We start from the raw sequence: 16,698 nt of genomic DNA, 5'->3' as shown, positions 1-16,698 counted from the left end.
AAAAAGCTGAAGAACAAGCAGCAAAAGAAAAGGCAGAACAAAAAGCTCAGGAGCAAGCGGCAAAAGAAGAGGCAGAACGAAAAGCTCAAGAGCAAGCGGCGAAAGAAGAAGCGGAACGAAAAGCTGAGGAGCAAGCTGCAAAACAAGAAGCAGAGCGTAAAGCTCAACAACAAGCAGCTAGTCAACAGTCTACACCTAGCAGTTCTACTAGCAACAGTGGAAATTATAAGCCATTTGAAAATGATCCGAGTGATGATCAACAGTCTAATATGTCTTGTTCGGGACAAATCAAAGGTAACAAAAATTCGAAAATTTACCATGTACCTGGCGGAGCTTATTATGATAGAACTCAAGATAATATTGTTTGGTTCTGTTCAGAAGCGGATGCACAGGCAGCTGGGTATAGAAAATCCCAACGATAAAGATATTTATGCAACCTTTAAAAGCTCTCCTATATGTTTCTTGGAGAGCTTTTTTCTTTGTGAGAGATTATTTAATGTAGGTATTAAAGGCGCAGAACGAGTAAGTTTTAAAAGCAGAGAAGATATGAAAAAAGAATTCTTTAAATAAAACAACTTGGATAAGAAAGCTTAAAGTAGCGTTTTGTAAACGCGTCTGCAAATAAAGTTCCCTTGCTCATCTGATGCTGTCATATAATAGAATTAGCTATTATACTTACATTTATTAATACTTTTTCAAAAACGGTCTTAGCTCTAAGGTTTTAAATAGTTTTATAGATGGGAGTTAAAGCAAGCTTATGAACAGAGAAGAAGTACTTCAAAAAATAAAGAACTTAAACATCTGGAAAAAAAGGGATCAAAGAGCTCCGCACAAACCATTGTTGATACTGTATGCCCTAGGTCAGCTACAGACCAAGCAACGAATGCACCTGCCGTATAGCGAGGTGAAAATCCCTTTAAAAGAGCTGCTTATGGAGTTTGGACCTTCTCGGAATTCCTACCATCCAGAGCATCCTTTTGTTCGTTTGACAGGAGATGGAATATGGGAGCTAAGCGAAGAAGTTGATAAGCGTAGCTTTACAGATAAATATTTACTGAGTACAAATATAGTAGGCGGTTTTAGACAAGATGTTTATAACCTTTTTGCAAATGATCCTACGCTGCTTCAAGACGTCGCGCAATTTTTATTAAATGAGCATTTTCCGGATACGATCCATGAAGATATATTAAGAGCCGTAGGCTTGGATTTTGAAACACAGTTAAAGAGAAGAAGAGATCCAAAGTTTCGAGAGAAAATTCTTCAAGCTTACGGATATAGCTGCGCTGTTTGTGGGTTTAACGTTCGTCTTGGACATAATTTAGTTGGTGTAGAGGCCGCTCATATTAAGTGGCATCAAGCGGGAGGACCAGATATTGAAAGTAACGGAATCGCGTTATGTTCAATGCATCATAAATTATTTGATCGAGGAGTTTTTACTTTTTCAGATCATAATGAGCTCTTAGTGGCAACTCAAGCACACGGCACAAATGGATTTGAAGAGTGGCTTATGAAATTTCACGGACAAAAGCTTAGAGATCCGATTCATCCGGCGTATCAGCCGAATGAAGATTTTCTTGGGTGGCATGTTAGAGAAGTGTTTAGAGGACCCGCTAGATATCAAGCAAGTGATATAAATTGATTTTTGCACATGATAGATTGCTATGTTTATACTTAGGAAGTAATTTACATATAGTGGCGTCATTTAAAATACGTTAAAAATAAATTAGCACACTTATCCAGAACCCCTCCGGTAAGTTTTCTACTCTCTTTTTCCTCCCTTTAAACTGTGTGTCTTTTCTGAAGAAAATTCATAGGATATAGCATCTTATCTGTATTAAGAAAGGGGTTATATCGTGGAGGAAACAAAGCTTACTGGACGAATCGTTACACCTGATGATGTGGAATATGATCAGGCTAGAACAAATAATAATTTAGGTGTGCCTAAATTTCCGAGAATAATTGTATTTTGTCAGAATACAAACGATGTAGTAAATGCATTGAAATGGGTAAAGGAAAATCATGTCCCATTTCGAATAAGAAGCGGTAGGCATAGCTATGAAAATTTTTCATTAGTAAACGGTGGATTAGTGATTGATGTTAGTGAAATGGATAGAATCACGTTCAACTCTAAAGACATGACAGCGAAAATAGAAGCAGGAGCTAATCTAGGGAAAGTATATAATGAATTATGGAAAAAAGGAACGACTATCCCTGCAGGAACGGAAAGCAGTGTTGGTCTTGTAGGCCTTGTGCTTGGCGGAGGAATTGGGATGTTATCAAGGCTGTTTGGGCTTACCTGTGATAATTTGGTTGAAGTTGAAATGGCGATCGTAAATGAACAGAGAGAAGTTGAACTCATTAAGGCAAATAAAAATCACAACAGTGATCTCTTTTGGGCGTGTTGTGGCGGCGGGGGCGGAAACTTTGGTATTGTTACGTCTTTTACCTTTAAGGTGCAGCCTATTTCAAAGGTGTCAATCTTTTCAATTACATGGGAATGGGAAGATTTCGAAGCTGCTTTTGATGCATGGCAGCACTGGGCCACAAATACCGATAAGCGCTTAACTTCGGAGATTGAGTTAAAATCGAAAGAAGCGAATCAGATTATTGCTCAAGGTGAATTCGTTGGTTCATCATTCAAGTTAAAGGAACTTCTGCAGCCTTTAATAGATGTTGGGTGTCCTAAAAAAGTAGTAATAAAGGAAGTTTCATATATTGAAGCTGTACAATTTTTTGACGATCCGAGCGGAAACCAACCCGCCCCTCGAAAAAGGTCAGGTTCTTTTCTTAATAAACCTTTTCCAAAAGACGCTATTTTAACAATGAAGCATTTTTTAGAAAATGCTCCGAATGAAAAATCTAGTATTTGGCACCAATCTCTCGGGGGAGCAGTAGAGGAAGTTGCCTCTAATGAAACGGCCTTTTATTATAGAGATGCTGTTATCGCACAGGAGTACCTTGCTACATGGAGCCATCCTTCAGAAGAGCGAGTAAACATTCGATGGATTGAAGACTTAAGGAATGCTTTATCGAGATATACAACTGGAGATTATGTGAACTGGCCGGACCGGCTCATCAGAGATTGGCCAACGGCGTATTATGGAGAGAATTTTAAAAAGCTTCGAGAAGTGAAACGAGCATATGATCCGTGCAATCTATTTCATTTCCCTCAGAGCATTCCGCCGTTTATTAACTGGTTTTAAAAAGCGTCTTTCAAGTCGGAGAGCCAAATAATACCCACCTTAAATGAGGTGGTTTTTTGTGTATATTTCCTTTTCCTGAGAGCGTGAAAAAGGCAGCAAACAGTGGTAAGCAGTTATTTTATCAATAGATGGCTACGTTATACGGAGAAACATACATAAATATCATAAACATTGACATTCCCTTCCAAACCGCATACAATAGCTACTAATAAAAGCACACAAATTCGTTGAAGAGAATCAGTACGCTGCAAGTTTGTTCCACAGAGAGCTGGTGATAGCTGAAAGCCGGTGTTCAAGCTGCAGGGGAATATCCTCTCTGAGAAGTCAAACTGAACTATAAGTAAGTTTGAACGGTAGTCTACCGTTAAAAAGAACGCGTATGATTGTACGTTGCTGAGTGCTATTGATGAACGGATCAATAGAAGCCAGGGTGGTACCGCGGTTTAAAACCCGTCCCTAGTCATAGGGACGGGTTTCTTTGTGTGCTTTTAACTTTAAAAGGAGTGGTATCACATGAAAGAAGTGAATGTAAGGGAGTCTTCGCAAGAGCGCGAACAGCGTATCCAGCAGCAGTGGCAAAAAGGAAATGTGTTTCAGCAGTCGGTTGAAAACCGAGAGGGGCATCCTTCGTTTGTATTTTATGAAGGACCTCCAACAGCAAACGGTTTGCCTCACGTTGGGCACGCGCTAGGCCGGACGATTAAAGACGTGGTGGCTCGTTATAAAACGATGACGGGGCATCAAGTGATCCGAAAAGCAGGCTGGGATACGCACGGACTACCGGTAGAGCTCGGTGTCGAAAAGCAGCTCGGAATTTCAGGGAAGCATGACATTGAAAAATACGGCGTAGAAGCTTTTATCAACAAGTGTAAGGAAAGTGTGTTTGTGTATGAAAAGCAGTGGCGCACGTTCACGGAGCAGCTTGGCTATTGGGTTGATATGGAAGACCCTTACATCACCTTGGAGAATTCATACATTGAAAGCGTATGGAACGTGCTTGGCACGATTCATGACAAAGGACTTCTTTATAAAGGCCACCGCGTATCACCTTACTGCCCGAGCTGTCAAACGTCGCTGAGTTCGCATGAAGTAGCGCAAGGGTATAAAGATGTAAAAGATTTAACGGTAACGGTGAAATTTAAAGTGAAAAACCACGATAATGAGTATTTTTTAGGGTGGACGACAACGCCTTGGACGCTTCCGTCAAACGTGGCGCTTGCGGTGCATGAAGAGATGAACTACGTTCGCGCTGAGCAAGGCGACAGCGTGTATATAGTGGCAGAAGCGCTCGCAGACAAAGTGTTAAAAGGAGAATATAGCGTTTTATCTCATCATAAAGGAAATGAGTTAAAAGGAATGTCGTATGAGCCGCCGTTTAATTTTGTGAACGTTGAAAAAGGTCATGAAGTCGTAACGGCTGATTACGTAACGGATCAAAGCGGAACAGGAGTTGTTCATTTAGCACCTGCTTACGGCGAAGATGATTACAGAGTTGTAAAAGAAAACGGCTTTTCATTTGTGAACGTAGTGGATGAAAAAGGACAGTACACGTCTGAAGTGCCGCCTTTTCAAGGACGTTTCGTGAAAGACTGCGACGTTGATATCGTTCGTTATTTAGCAAACGAAGGCGTGCTGTATCATAAAGAAAAGCATGAGCACAGCTATCCGTTTTGCTGGCGATGCGACTCGCCGCTTCTTTATTACGCAAATGAAAGCTGGTTTATCCAAACGACGGCGTTAAAAGAACAATTTTTGAAAAATAATGAAAGCGTGAAGTGGTACCCGGATCATATCAAGCACGGTCGCTTTGGCAACTTTTTGGAAAATATGGTGGACTGGAACATCAGCAGAAAGCGCTACTGGGGAACGCCGCTGAACGTATGGGAATGCGGGGAATGTGCGCATCAAATAGCTCCGAAAAGTATCAAAGAGCTTCAAAATCATGCGTCTCATTCCGTGGATGACAGCATTGAACTTCATAAGCCATATGTAGATGACGTGCAGCTAACGTGTCCGGTCTGCAGCGGAGAAATGAAGCGAACGCCAGAAGTGATTGACGTTTGGTTTGACAGCGGCTCGATGCCGTTTGCGCAGTATCACTATCCGTTTGAAAACAGCGAGCTGTTTCAAAAGCAGTTCCCGGCGGACGTTATCGCAGAAGGAATTGATCAAACGCGCGGCTGGTTTTACAGCTTGATGGCAGTTTCAACGCTGTTTACAGGAAAAGCACCGTATAAGCGCGTTTTGTCTCTTGGTCACGTCTTAGATGAAAACGGTCAAAAGATGTCTAAAAGTAAAGGAAATGCGCTAGACCCTGTTGATCTTATTCATACATTTGGTGCTGATGCGCTTAGATGGGCGCTTTTAGCAGACAGTGCACCTTGGAATCCGAAGAAATTTTCAGAGCGTGTCGTGCAAGAAGCGAAGTCAAAAGTCATTGATACACTTGTGAACGTGTACGGCTTTTACGTGCTGTACGCTAAGCTTGACGGCTATGATCCGGAGCAAACGTATGAATTAAAAAAAACAAAATTGGATGAGTGGATTCTTTCGCGTTTGCACAGCACGGTCAAGCGCGCAACAGTACATCTTGAAGATTACGGATTTACAAGCGCGGCTCGTGAAATCGCTGTATTCATTGAAGAGCTAAGCAACTGGTATGTGCGACGTTCCCGCGATCGCTTTTGGTCAGAAGGAATGGACGGAGAAAAAGCAGCAGCTTACGATACGCTTCATGAAGTACTAGTGACATTAAGTCAACTATTAGCCCCGTTTACGCCGTTTGTTGCGGATGATGTTCATGAAAATCTAACAGGGAAAAGCGTTCATTTAGCAGACTATCCTGCATGTGATCAAACGAAAGTGAACGAAAAGCTGGAAAAAGAAATGGCAGCGGTGCTTCAAGTAGTGGAACTAGGCCGAAGCATCCGAAATACGCATTCGTTAAAAGTAAAGCAGCCTCTGCAAAGTCTTTCGCTTGTGGTAACGGAAGAAGATGTAGAGTGGGAAGCATACCATGATGTCATCAAAGATGAGCTTAATGTAAAGAACTTTAACGTGGAGCAAGACGACGACAAGCTTGTATCATACGTATTAAAACTTGATTTTAAACAGGCTGGGCCAAAGTTCGGGAAACAAGTTAATGAGGTCAACCAAGCGCTGAAAAACCTTTCAGAAGAGAAAGGGAAAGAGTTTGTTGAACAAGGCAAGCTGAGTGTTACGCTTGCTTCAGGAGAAAACCTAACGCTTGAAACGGCGGACGTACTCGTTGAAAAAGTGCCAAAAGAAGGTTTTGCAGTTGCATCCAACGGCACGTACACTGCCGTGTTGGATACGGCGTTAACCGAAGAACTCGTGCAGGAAGGAGTCGCTCGTGAAGTAATTCGAGCGGTTCAAGATTATCGCAAAAAGCTGGGTTTACCCGTGAACTTACGTATTGATTTGGAACTTAGCGGAGACGAAGAAGTGAAGGAAGCCGTTGCGAATTTTGAAACGCTGCTTCAAGAAAATCTTCTGCTGCACAGTCTCAGTGTGAAAGAAGCCATCAAAAACGGAGAGACGGTAAAAGTCGGAACAAAGCAAGTTACGCTTCGCATTTTAAATCAGAACTGATAAAGAGAGGCAGGGATAAGTTGAATTAATGTACGAACGGTTTATCGATTAACCGTTCGTTTTTTCTGTTTTTATAGTGAAGGTAGCTGCTTCTAGCTGTGGATTGGAGGGCAAGATGAAGACTCCTGCGGGAGAAGCGGAATAGGTGAGACCCCGCAGGAGCGAAAGCGACGAGGAGGCTCACCGGCCGCCCGCGGAAAGCGAAGTCTTGCACGGAAATCAACAGCGGGGTAACAAGCAATTCATACTAATCATTCACCCGATTTGTTCGTCTTTAGGTGAGATAAATTTCGGTATTTCTAAATCTCTCTTTTACCTTTAATCAAACTGTCCGAGAACATTTTTAAGACTCGGCCAAACGATTTCAAAAGGAGCCGCTAGTACATACTCTTTTCCGTTTTCATCTTTAAAGTGTTGAACAAAACGATATTTTCCTACTTTGTAGTTAGGAGTTGCGATATCTAGTTTGAGTGATTTCCCTGGCTTCAGCGTGACGGTTTTATCAGGGAACTCTAATCCGTTTAGCACAACTTTGTACCACTTGCCGTCTTTTAAGTGATCCGCCGTATTTTCATAAGGAATTGTTAAGGTATGCGTCGAATTGTTTTGAATAACAAAAAAGCCAAACTGCGTTTTATCGTACTTTTCGCTTACAGCAGATAGCTTAATAGTTCCCCCATCAGTGTTAATGGAAGAAGGAATGTTTTTTTCTTGTTTGGCTCCAAGTTCCATTTTTTGACCGTTATAATCGATATAGCCAAAGATACAAAACAAGATAATAAAAATGCCTAGTATTAGTAAAAGTGTTCGTACTATTTTCAAGAGCTTTGCACCACCTTTTTATCACTCTTCCATTATACGGAAAACTTCTTGTTTGAAATAGTATGAATTTACATTTCCTATATCACTTTTTTGAAAGGAAGAATTGAAATGAGACAAATTATAGCCATGGGCGGCGGAGGTTTTTCGATGGAGCCGGATAACTTGCTTCTGGATCAATACATACTTTCACAAGCTCATATAGATGTGCCGAAAATCTGTTTTATCCCTACAGCCAGCGGAGATGCCGATAATTATATAGAAAGGTTTTATGAAGCGTTTGAGAAGTTGGTATGTACACCGTCTCATTTATCGCTGTTTGCACGAAACTTTATAGATTTAAAAGCATATGTGATGCAGCACGATATTTTGTATGTAGGCGGCGGTAATACAAGGAATATGCTTTCTTTATGGAAAGAGTGGGGACTTGATACAATTCTAAAAGAAGCTTATAAAAAAGGAATAATCTTAGCAGGAATAAGCGCAGGTTCGATTTGCTGGTTTGAAGAAGGCGTCACCGATTCAATGAACAATAAACTGTCTAAAATCGACTGTTTAGGATTTTTAACGGGCAGCAACTGTCCTCACTACGACGGAGAAAGCAATCGAAGACCTTCGTATCATGAGTTAATGGCAAGCAGGGAAATGAAAGAAGGCTACGCTGTAGATGACGGAGTCGCGCTGCATTTTAAAGATGAGAAGCTATCCGCGTCAGTTAGCTCAAGGGCAACAGCAAAAGCGTATGCTGTTGATCGAAAAGAGGAAGAAGTAATTGAACGTGAGCTTCCGGTGACCTATTCGGGTGATCACAAGCAATAAATGGCCGCTTTCCATGTTTCTCTGTATAAAATGGAGCTTATTCGTACATACATAAGCAGAGACTCTATATAGGAGGTTACTTCAGTGAGTTATGAACGATACTGGGGAAACATACATGAACAAAGCGATAAGCTGCAGGAGTTATTATCGTCGTATTGGCATCAGTATTCAGATTTTGGAAACTGGCAGTTTTGGGTGGTGCTTGCTTCGCTCGTTCTTCCTCTTGTGTTGTTGTATTTTACCGTAGATCGGACGAGGATCTTTGAGGTGTTTTTCTTCGGTTACACAGTGCACATGCTCTGGGCATATATTGATATTGCACTTGGGCGAAGCGGTCATTTAACGCACACGTTTTTTTTAACGCCGCTGCTTCCGAACGCAACGAATATTACCGCTTCTATTTTGCCGGTAGGCTTTCTGCTGCTTTATCAATATTGTACGAATCACCAAAAGAATTTTTATCTGTATACAATTCTGCTGAGCGCTGTTTTTTCATTTGGGCTAGCCCCTCTTGAACACCATTTTAAATTTATTGATTCAGGAAAAGGAATGAGCTTGTTTTATATTTTTCTGATTGATATAGGAATAACGTTAGTAGCGTATTGGGTTACAAGGCTGCTTGTAAAAGCAAAAGCCGCAGCCTATCGTAAAGTAGAAAAAGAACGCTGAAAAAATGTTTTAAAATGAGTAGTTAAGGGTATACACACATTTAAGATAAATTGAGGTGAAGAAATTGTATTACTACCGCATTTCAGAAGGGCAAGGCGAAACGTACTCTGAAACAATTGTTATTCATGAAGAACAATTTGATCAAGGTACATTTGAAAAAATGGTGAAAGAAGCGATGGTCGATAAGCCTGGCAAAATCGATCAAGTGGATATTGTGAAATATTTAATTGGACATTATCATTTCCAAGTTGCATATATTGAAGCCGCTTTTCACAGTACATATACAGATTAATAGCGTTATGTATTCGTTAAAAAACCCCGCTGCCAGTGCAACGGGTTTTTTGCCTCTACCAGTATCGATAGTGATAAGGATTTTGAGGAGAGTAATAAGAATTTTGAGGCGGAGGATACGTATAAGTAGGCTGCTGGTGGTGTACAGGGCCTACTTGTTTTTTCTTTTTATAGTGTTCTTTTTCTCCGCATTCGTCCGTTGGTCCAATCACGATGGTTTGATTTTTTAGCGGAGCCAGCGTTTTCTTTAGCTGCTCCGGATCTAAGCAGTACGTGTGAGCAAGGACTTCAATAGGCGTTTTATTTAAAATGTCCGATCCAAAAATATATTCCGGGTAAGGGGCGTCAAAAATGGCAAGTAAATGCGTATTGTCTTCAGACGCAATTTCCCAGTGCCACCAGCCTTGAGGGATATTGGCTACTTGACCGGGAGTAATCGGAATATTTGTGACTTCGTTGTTAAACGGATTGATTAATGAAACGACGGCTGAGCCTGAAATGCAGTAGACAAGCTCAGCGGCATTTTGGTGATAGTGCGGTTCTACTACGCGGCTTTTGCTTAAGTAAATATCAAGTAATGATACATTTCCTAATGTGTTGAGCACATCCCGGCCCAATCGGTTAATGTAATTTTGATCGTTTCGCGTATTAAGTCTGTTTTTGTTCACATCAGAAAAGTATTGTACGTTTGGATTATTGTAATCCATATAGGGCGTTGACAAGGGTCTCCAGCTCCTATCCTTGAATTTTTTATGATGCTGTATCGTATGTAGAGAGTTTTATTTCGTGACAGAGGCCTAGGAGGATATGTAGGTAAGGCCTATTTTTGATAACGTGTACAAACATTTGTCCACTGATTTTCATACACTGTAACAGGTTCTTTTTTTACAGAGCCATGATCAATGTCAGACGCATAAGACGGATCATTTTAAGGAAAGTGAGTTGCAGAGCTGTTGCTTGATCAATATGAAAAGATAACTAGTACGTATGAAAAGCTGGATGAACTTCAGCTGCCGTTTGATAAGCCCGTTTTAGTAGGAATCGAGTGGAACGGAGTGCTGTTTGAGTTTTTAGTAAGGCTGAAAAAAGAGTCTTCTCATTTGCTTGTGTTTGGCTCAGGAGGAGGGGCAAGTCAGGAAATGCCTGCAGGCCCTCCATATTTTCAGCGCCATTCGTGGATGAATGAATTCCAAGATTCAATTATTTACTATAACGATCCTACGCTTTATTTAGGAAAGGTGTCGCTTGCGTGGGGACAAGGGACAAGCGATCGTTTTTATTTAAAAGACATTGCGGTTTTAATTGAAAAGTTCATGAAAAAAGTACAGGTGAGTTCGTCTAATGTGCTATTTTACGGATCTTCGGGCGGCGGCTTTATGTCAATGTTTTTAGCGGGGTACGTAAAAGGAGCAAAAGCGCTTGTCAATAATCCGCAGACTTGCTTGACCAAGTGGCTGAAAACGCCGGTTCGGCAAGTGTTTAATTTATCTTATCCGAACTTGACAGAAGATGAAGTGATCGCCTCATACGGTGAGCGAATTAACGTAGTGAAGTTTTTTCGCCATATTAACTATGTGCCAAAGGTGTATTACTTGCAAAACGGGGCGTTTGAATACGATATGAACAATCACTTGCTGCCGTTTTTAACGGATTTGCAGGACATGCCAGACGACTGTGAAATCAATAATATAAAAGTGGAGCTCTATTATGACCCAAAGCTGAAGCACGCAGCTGTTAGTAAGCAAGAAACGATTGATTATGTGAATATGGCGAAGAAGATATAAGAAAAAAGGCAAGAGTTTATCCTTTAAGGAGCTCTTGCTTTTTTATGTCGAATTTTCTACCTCAATAGATACAAGTAGGAAGTTATGTTGCTTTTTCTTTTGAATATGATAGTGAAGATGAGGTGTAAGGAGGGGAAGTATGGCCGATCAAGATGAGAGAAAAAGATACTTGATGGAAGTTCAGACCTGGCTTGAACAAGTATGTGATCCTGTATTTGAAGAAGCCATTACAGAAGTAGATATAACGTCATATATCACGCGCACGCAAGAAGACGTTCTTGAATATTTAAGCGAAGAAGATGTCAACGAATATACGTTAGAAGAAATCAATAATGCAGTGCGGCATATTGATAAAGTTTTAAAAGAGCGGCTTGGAGACGATGGCAGGGAGCGAGAATCGATAGCGCCGGGGCAGCACGAGCTGCCGCCGCTTGGCTATAGCTATTCAGCTCTTGAACCGTATATTAACCGGGAAATTATGCGTCTTCATCACAGCAAGCATCACCAAAGCTATGTCGATGGATTAAATAAAGCAGAGCTCATGCTGCAGCAAGCCCGTAACACAAACAATTTTGACCTCATAAAACATTGGGAACGGGAAGCTTCTTTTCATGGCTCCGGTCATTACTTACACACAATCTTTTGGGAGATTATGAGTCCAGAAGGAGGAGGACGACCGAGACGACAGCTGCTGCAGCAGCTTCAAAAAGACTTTGGCAGCTATGAGAAGTTTATGATGCACTTTTCTCAAGCCGCAAAAAAAGTAGAAGGTGTGGGCTGGGCTATCTTAGTATGGTCGCCGCGTTCGCGAAAGCTTGAAGTCTTGCAAGCGGAGCGTCATCAGCTTCTTACGCAGTGGGATACCATTCCGCTGCTCGTATTAGACGTATGGGAACACGCTTATTATCTGCAGTACAAAAATGAACGTGATCCCTACGTTGATAATTGGTGGAAAATCGTTTACTGGCCAAATGTAGAAAAAAGATTTGAGGCAGCCAGAATGCTTCAGTGGCAGCCGTATTAACAAGTATTGCAGGTATTTTAATTTCAAATAAAAAGGCTATGATAAAAGCATTTTAGTTGAAGGGAAATCCGAACGGTGAATTGAGATTCTTGATGGAGAATCCAACGCGTTCGGATTTTTTATTGTTATGGCGGTGATATATGTATACGCTTCTAGCAGTTGGTAGGAGAGCAAGACGAAGACTCCTGCGGAAATAGTGGAATAGATGAGACCCCGCAGGAGCGCAAGCGACGAGGAGGCTCATCGGCCACCCGCGGAAAGCGAAGTCTTGCACGGAAATCAACTGCGGTGTAAAAAGTGATTTATATTAAGATCCTTTAACGTATTTATTAATTTTAAATAAACTATGTTCTAAATAACCAATGTAAAATAAAGTCTAAGCCTCTAGAACCAGTGAAATGTTACAAATGAAATAATCCAATATAAATGTGTGTAAAAGCACCGTTATATGCCTGAATATGTATGTTTTTGAAATGTTAAGGTGATTAATTTACTAGTTTAAAAGGAAGAATTTTTATTTTTACTGTAACTAAACTATCAAACTATTGACATGCTACTGAAATATAACTGTAATATTCATGTGTTATTTTTTATGTATTGGTAGATAAAGGGGAAATCAATTACATGAAAAAGACAATGATTACGTTCAGTTTAGTTCTAATGTCACTGTTCGGAGTGGCAAGTGGTGCATCAGCTGCAACAAATACATATACAGTAAAAAGCGGAGATTCGCTATACAAAATTGCAAAGACATATAAAGTATCGGTTAGTCAGCTGAAACAGTGGAATAACTTAAAGTCAGACAGCATTCATCCGAAACAAGTATTAAAAGTATCTCAAGTAAAATCAAGCACGCCTGCTAAAGCAGCGCCTGCGAAGTCTTCAAACGTGGTGAAAGAATTTAAAGTAACAGCAACAGCGTACACAGCGAACTGCAAAGGCTGCAGCGGAAAAACGGCGATTGGAATCGATTTAAAAAAGAATCCAAATCAAAAAGTTATTTCTGTCGATCCAAAAGTGATTAAGCTTGGTTCAAAAGTATACGTAGAAGGTTATGGCACGGCAATCGCAGCTGATACAGGCGGTGCGATTAAAGGAAATAAAATTGATGTTCTTCTTCCTTCTCAAAAAGAAGCGTTAAAATGGGGAAGAAAAACAGTAAAAGTTCAAATCTTAAAATAAGTATTCCTTGAAGAAATGAGAGCCTTCGTTGAAAGGCTCTCATTTTTTTCTTCATTAAAGGGCATGCTACTTTATATATACTGATGGAAAAGTTTTACGAAAATGATCATATTTGTTGACAAATATTTCGGAAACAGATATATTTATCCGGTATATAATTAAGTTCATTAAATATTCGTGACATAAATTAATAGAATGAACACATAAACTATATTCTTAACCTGTTTGTCATCTGAAGATTTACATACAGATAATTTTAAAAGGGAAAGGTCTTGTTAAAATGAATACACAAACACAACAGTCCGATCAAGCCCGAACTCGGTCTATTTTTGGCGTAATGATAATGGGAGCGCTCGTCGCTTTTTTAAATCAAACGCTGATTAACATTGCGCTTCCGCAAATGATGGATCATTTCCATGTAACGGCGGCTACGGGCAACTGGTTAACAACCATCTTTATGTTAGTAAACGGAATTGTTATTCCAATTACAGCATTTTTAATGAATCGATTTACGACGAGGCAGCTGTATATTACAGCAATGGGGCTGTTTACAGTAGGAACACTGCTTTGCGGTATTGCACCGACATTTTCCGTTATTTTAGTGGGACGCGTCGTGCAAGCTGCAGGAGCAGGAATTTTATTTCCGTTAATTACAAACGTTATTTTCACGTTATTCCCGCCTGACCGACGCGGTTTTGCGATGGGGATTTTTGGAGTAGCGATGAACTTTGCACCGGCAGTAGGTCCGACGCTTTCTGGTTTAATCGTTGAGCACTACTCATGGCGTGTTTTATTCTTTATGATGTTTCCAATTGCACTTATCAACGTAATTGCGGCTATTATTTTAGTGAAAAACGTAACGGAAACAAGCCGACCTAAGCTAGACGTGCTTGGCGTTATTTTATCAACAATTGGATTTGGCGGCTTACTGTATGCGTTCGCTACGGGCGGTACAAAGGGGTGGACCAGCACCGAAGTGTTAGCCATGTTTATTGTAGGCGGTATTTCGATTCTGTTCTTTATTTTCCGTCAGTTAAAAATTGATCAGCCGCTTCTTGAATTCCGTATTTTCCGTTACCGCATGTTCACGCTGACAACAATTATTAACGTAATTGTGACGATGGCAATGTTTTCAGGGATGATTTTAATGCCGATTTATATGCAAAACGTACGCGGCTTTTCACCGTTTCTTTCAGGCTTGCTGCTACTTCCTGGGGGAATTGTAATGGGGATTATGTCTCCGATTACAGGAAGGCTGTTTGATAAGTTCGGCGCAAGATGGCTTGCTGTTGTTGGTTTAGCAATTACCGTTGTGACAACATATGAATTAACAAAGCTTGAAACAACCACAACATTTATGTATGTCATGATTGTCTATACTGTTCGTATGTTTGGGATGTCACTGCTCATGATGCCGATCTTTACAGCAGGATTAAATGAGCTTGCGCTTAGTCTAAATAAATACGGCACGGCAATGGTTAATACGCTTCGAATGGTTGCTGGAGCTGTAGGAATGGCGTTCTTTGTATCCATTATGATGAATCAAGGTGAAAAACACGTGAAAAACATCGTAACGAATCAGCAAATTTTGCCGACAGATAAAGGCAGTATGGCTGAAGCTGTGAACCAAGGTACAGCAATGGGTATTAACGATGCGTTTATGATCGCAACGATTTTAAGTGTGATCGCGTTTGTTTTAGCCTTCTTTATTCGCAAAACATCACCAAAAGAAGATACCATTACAAATCGTGTAAAAAAAGCAAGCTAATAAAAAATCCGTGCCTTATATGGTACGGATTTTTTTTATGAGTTAAATTTATCTTTTTTATAGTCAATATAAAGCGATCCGTCCGACTGAACCTCAGCGTAAAAGACGTCATCAATTGAGTTGACTCCCGCTTTTTCCAGCTGCTTATGCAGCCAGTTGTTATCTACATGCAGGTCCTTCAACGCATCTTCATTCGCTTTTCCGTCGTAAATAACGCCGGTTGAAGTGGGAAATAAAAGCGTTTTTGACCATGCGTTTGGCTTTTTATCTTGTTTTTGCATAACGGAAAGGTTTCCGTTGATTTCTAATATGGCGTATTCTACATCTTTTATGGAAAACACGTTTTGCTGCCTCAGCATGCCTAAAAGAGATTCAATATCTAGCCGCACTTGTTTTAACGCCTTTTCCATCACTTTTCCTTGCTTAATCACAATTTTAGGCTCACCGGTAATAAGATGCCGTGCTTTTTTCGATTTCATTCCAATATAGCCCATAGCGATTGTTAAAAATGTCCAACCTAGCAGTGAATAAACCCCTTTATCAATCTCCACTCGCTCATCGGTGGAGAGGGAAGAAGCGATATTACCAATCGTAATTGCCGTAATAAATGTAAATACATTTAACTGGCTGATTTCTGTTTTTCCCATGAGCCGCGTTAAAAGAAGCAGCACAAAAAATGAACAGGCGATTCGAAACGTCGATTCAGCATAGCCCATACATTTCACCCTTCCTTCATTTCATTGTTTTATGTTGTGAAAAAATAGAAATTTTATGCAGTTAAAAGGATAAATTCCATGCTTGTCTCCCAATCGCTTTTGCTTTTGCGCTACAATAAAGAAGCAACGTGTTTAACTAGACAAAAGAAGGTGAAAAGATGAAACCATTTAAAGCCTCAGCCCTACTAGATGTTATCAGTGAATTGTTCTCCGATGAAGCGTCGATTGCCGTTTCAGATCTAGAAACGTACGTGTATTACCGAGCAAACAAACGAATTAATTTGAAAATCAGCCCTGGAGATCAAATAAAAAAAGGAACGATTACATATAAAGCATTAGAACGAAAGCAAAAAGTATCGGAATTTATTCACCGAGACGTGTTCGGCACACCTTACTACGGCATGGCCGTGCCTTTTTTAGATGAAGGAGATGTTCAAGGATGCGTAACGGCGATTTTTCCTGCGTTAACGAGCGGAAAGTCAGTTGTGACGTTAAAGGTGAACGAAGGATGGATACCGGTTCCTTTCTCAAAAATCATCTACGTAGAAGCGCGTGACCGAAAAACCTATGTGTACGCACAGAAGTATACGGGTACGCATAAATACACGTTAAATGAATTTGATTATGTGCTTCCAAAAGAAGAGTTTGTGCGCTGTCATCGTTCCTTTATCGTCAATGTGACACAAATTCAAGAAATTTACCCTGATACACATTCAACCTTTTTATTAGTGATGAACAATGGAGAAAAAATTCCGGTCAGTCAGTCGTACGCCAGTTATTTTCGAAAGCTGCTTGGGTTTTAACCGTCATT

17 protein-coding genes and 1 other annotated feature are annotated in these 16,698 nt (G+C 40.5%); of the genes, 14 read left to right on the top strand and 3 right to left on the bottom strand.

Annotation, left to right across the window (positions count from 1 at the left end; all coding sequences use genetic code 11):
- The 5 genes from WKH56_RS18440 to WKH56_RS18420 form a co-directional block, all read left to right on the top strand.
- The coding region (locus WKH56_RS18440) for a sunset domain-containing protein (protein ID WP_481861965.1) at positions 1-422 on the top strand (422 nt) is incomplete at its 5' end.
- Positions 423-757: 335 nt separating this feature from the next.
- Positions 758-1,639, top strand: coding sequence for a phosphorothioated DNA-binding restriction endonuclease (locus tag WKH56_RS18435; RefSeq protein ID WP_310883881.1), 882 nt, complete (start codon positions 758-760; stop codon positions 1,637-1,639).
- A gap of 214 nt (positions 1,640-1,853) precedes the next feature.
- On the top strand, positions 1,854-3,203 hold the full coding sequence (locus tag WKH56_RS18430; RefSeq protein WP_115654132.1) for an FAD-binding oxidoreductase: 1,350 nt from the start codon (positions 1,854-1,856) through the stop codon (positions 3,201-3,203).
- Between the two features lie 218 nt (positions 3,204-3,421).
- Positions 3,422-3,664, top strand: a binding site (T-box leader).
- A gap of 52 nt (positions 3,665-3,716) precedes the next feature.
- On the top strand, positions 3,717-6,815 hold the full coding sequence (gene ileS / locus WKH56_RS18425; RefSeq protein WP_342836162.1) for an isoleucine--tRNA ligase: 3,099 nt from the start codon (positions 3,717-3,719) through the stop codon (positions 6,813-6,815).
- Positions 6,816-6,960: 145 nt separating this feature from the next.
- The gene (locus WKH56_RS18420) at positions 6,961-7,137 is read left to right on the top strand and encodes a hypothetical protein (protein ID WP_342836161.1); all 177 of its coding nucleotides are present in this window, start codon (positions 6,961-6,963) and stop codon (positions 7,135-7,137) included.
- Here the strand turns inward: WKH56_RS18420 and WKH56_RS18415 are convergent.
- Positions 7,134-7,637 (bottom strand): immunoglobulin-like domain-containing protein, encoded by a 504-nt coding sequence (locus WKH56_RS18415; RefSeq protein WP_257042375.1) that lies wholly within the window; start codon positions 7,635-7,637, stop codon positions 7,134-7,136. The two genes, WKH56_RS18420 and WKH56_RS18415, sit on opposite strands and share 4 nt — an antisense overlap.
- 108 nt (positions 7,638-7,745) lie before the next feature.
- Between WKH56_RS18415 and WKH56_RS18410 the strand changes: the two genes are divergently transcribed.
- The 3 genes from WKH56_RS18410 to WKH56_RS18400 all read left to right on the top strand — a co-directional run bounded on the left by WKH56_RS18410 (position 7,746) and on the right by WKH56_RS18400 (position 9,414).
- Entirely contained in the window at positions 7,746-8,453 is a 708-nt protein-coding gene (locus tag WKH56_RS18410; RefSeq protein ID WP_310883879.1) for a Type 1 glutamine amidotransferase-like domain-containing protein, read from the top strand.
- A gap of 84 nt (positions 8,454-8,537) precedes the next feature.
- Positions 8,538-9,122, top strand: coding sequence for a hypothetical protein (locus WKH56_RS18405; RefSeq protein WP_047750788.1), 585 nt, complete (start codon positions 8,538-8,540; stop codon positions 9,120-9,122).
- A gap of 55 nt (positions 9,123-9,177) precedes the next feature.
- Positions 9,178-9,414 carry a hypothetical protein gene (locus WKH56_RS18400; RefSeq protein WP_226313298.1) on the top strand — a complete coding sequence of 79 codons (237 nt, stop codon included), beginning with the start codon at positions 9,178-9,180 and terminating at the stop codon, positions 9,412-9,414.
- 55 nt (positions 9,415-9,469) lie between these two features.
- Here the strand turns inward: WKH56_RS18400 and WKH56_RS18395 are convergent, their stop codons facing one another.
- Complete coding sequence (locus WKH56_RS18395) at positions 9,470-10,135, bottom strand: cupin domain-containing protein (RefSeq protein ID WP_243494753.1); 666 nt, start codon at positions 10,133-10,135, stop codon at positions 9,470-9,472.
- 231 nt (positions 10,136-10,366) lie between these two features.
- Between WKH56_RS18395 and WKH56_RS18390 the strand changes: the two genes are divergently transcribed.
- The 5 genes from WKH56_RS18390 (at position 10,367) to WKH56_RS18370 (ending at position 15,171) form a co-directional block, all read left to right on the top strand.
- Positions 10,367-11,197 (top strand): glycosyl transferase family 2, encoded by an 831-nt coding sequence (locus tag WKH56_RS18390; RefSeq protein ID WP_310883878.1) that lies wholly within the window; start codon positions 10,367-10,369, stop codon positions 11,195-11,197.
- Positions 11,198-11,336: 139 nt separating this feature from the next.
- On the top strand, positions 11,337-12,221 hold the full coding sequence (locus WKH56_RS18385; RefSeq protein WP_016764472.1) for a superoxide dismutase: 885 nt from the start codon (positions 11,337-11,339) through the stop codon (positions 12,219-12,221).
- Between the two features lie 159 nt (positions 12,222-12,380).
- Positions 12,381-12,515: a hypothetical protein gene (locus tag WKH56_RS18380; protein WP_255219802.1), complete on the top strand. Its 135-nt coding sequence runs from the start codon at positions 12,381-12,383 to the stop codon at positions 12,513-12,515.
- A 330-nt stretch (positions 12,516-12,845) separates the two neighbouring features.
- Positions 12,846-13,403, top strand: a complete 558-nt coding sequence (locus WKH56_RS18375; RefSeq protein ID WP_014459735.1) for a 3D domain-containing protein — start codon at positions 12,846-12,848, stop codon at positions 13,401-13,403.
- A gap of 280 nt (positions 13,404-13,683) precedes the next feature.
- Positions 13,684-15,171 (top strand): DHA2 family efflux MFS transporter permease subunit, encoded by a 1,488-nt coding sequence (locus WKH56_RS18370; RefSeq protein WP_063247828.1) that lies wholly within the window; start codon positions 13,684-13,686, stop codon positions 15,169-15,171.
- A gap of 35 nt (positions 15,172-15,206) precedes the next feature.
- On the opposite strand, the gene WKH56_RS18365 is transcribed toward WKH56_RS18370, so the two are convergent.
- Positions 15,207-15,887 carry a DUF421 domain-containing protein gene (locus WKH56_RS18365; protein ID WP_048019143.1) on the bottom strand — a complete coding sequence of 227 codons (681 nt, stop codon included), beginning with the start codon at positions 15,885-15,887 and terminating at the stop codon, positions 15,207-15,209.
- A 158-nt stretch (positions 15,888-16,045) separates the two neighbouring features.
- On the opposite strand from WKH56_RS18365, the gene WKH56_RS18360 reads away from it, so the two are divergent.
- A complete protein-coding gene (locus WKH56_RS18360; protein ID WP_310883877.1) occupies positions 16,046-16,690 on the top strand; it encodes a LytTR family DNA-binding domain-containing protein in 645 nt (214 codons plus the stop codon).
- Positions 16,691-16,698 lie beyond the last annotated feature (8 nt).

This window comes from Priestia sp. SB1 (genome assembly GCF_038898415.1).
This window is presented reverse-complemented; position numbering and strand designations above follow the sequence as displayed.

Excerpts from the sequence above, each read along its gene's own strand:
- WKH56_RS18435 (WP_310883881.1), top strand. The coding sequence starts at position 758 with ATGAACAGAGAAGAAGTACTTCAAAAAATAAAGAACTTAAACATCTGG.
- ileS (WP_342836162.1), top strand. The coding sequence starts at position 3,717 with ATGAAAGAAGTGAATGTAAGGGAGTCTTCGCAAGAGCGCGAACAGCGT.
- WKH56_RS18410 (WP_310883879.1), top strand. The coding sequence starts at position 7,746 with ATGAGACAAATTATAGCCATGGGCGGCGGAGGTTTTTCGATGGAGCCG.
- WKH56_RS18385 (WP_016764472.1), top strand. The coding sequence starts at position 11,337 with ATGGCCGATCAAGATGAGAGAAAAAGATACTTGATGGAAGTTCAGACC.
- WKH56_RS18375 (WP_014459735.1), top strand. The coding sequence starts at position 12,846 with ATGAAAAAGACAATGATTACGTTCAGTTTAGTTCTAATGTCACTGTTC.
- WKH56_RS18370 (WP_063247828.1), top strand. The coding sequence starts at position 13,684 with ATGAATACACAAACACAACAGTCCGATCAAGCCCGAACTCGGTCTATT.
- WKH56_RS18365 (WP_048019143.1), bottom strand. The coding sequence starts at position 15,887 with ATGGGCTATGCTGAATCGACGTTTCGAATCGCCTGTTCATTTTTTGTG.
- WKH56_RS18360 (WP_310883877.1), top strand. The coding sequence starts at position 16,046 with ATGAAACCATTTAAAGCCTCAGCCCTACTAGATGTTATCAGTGAATTG.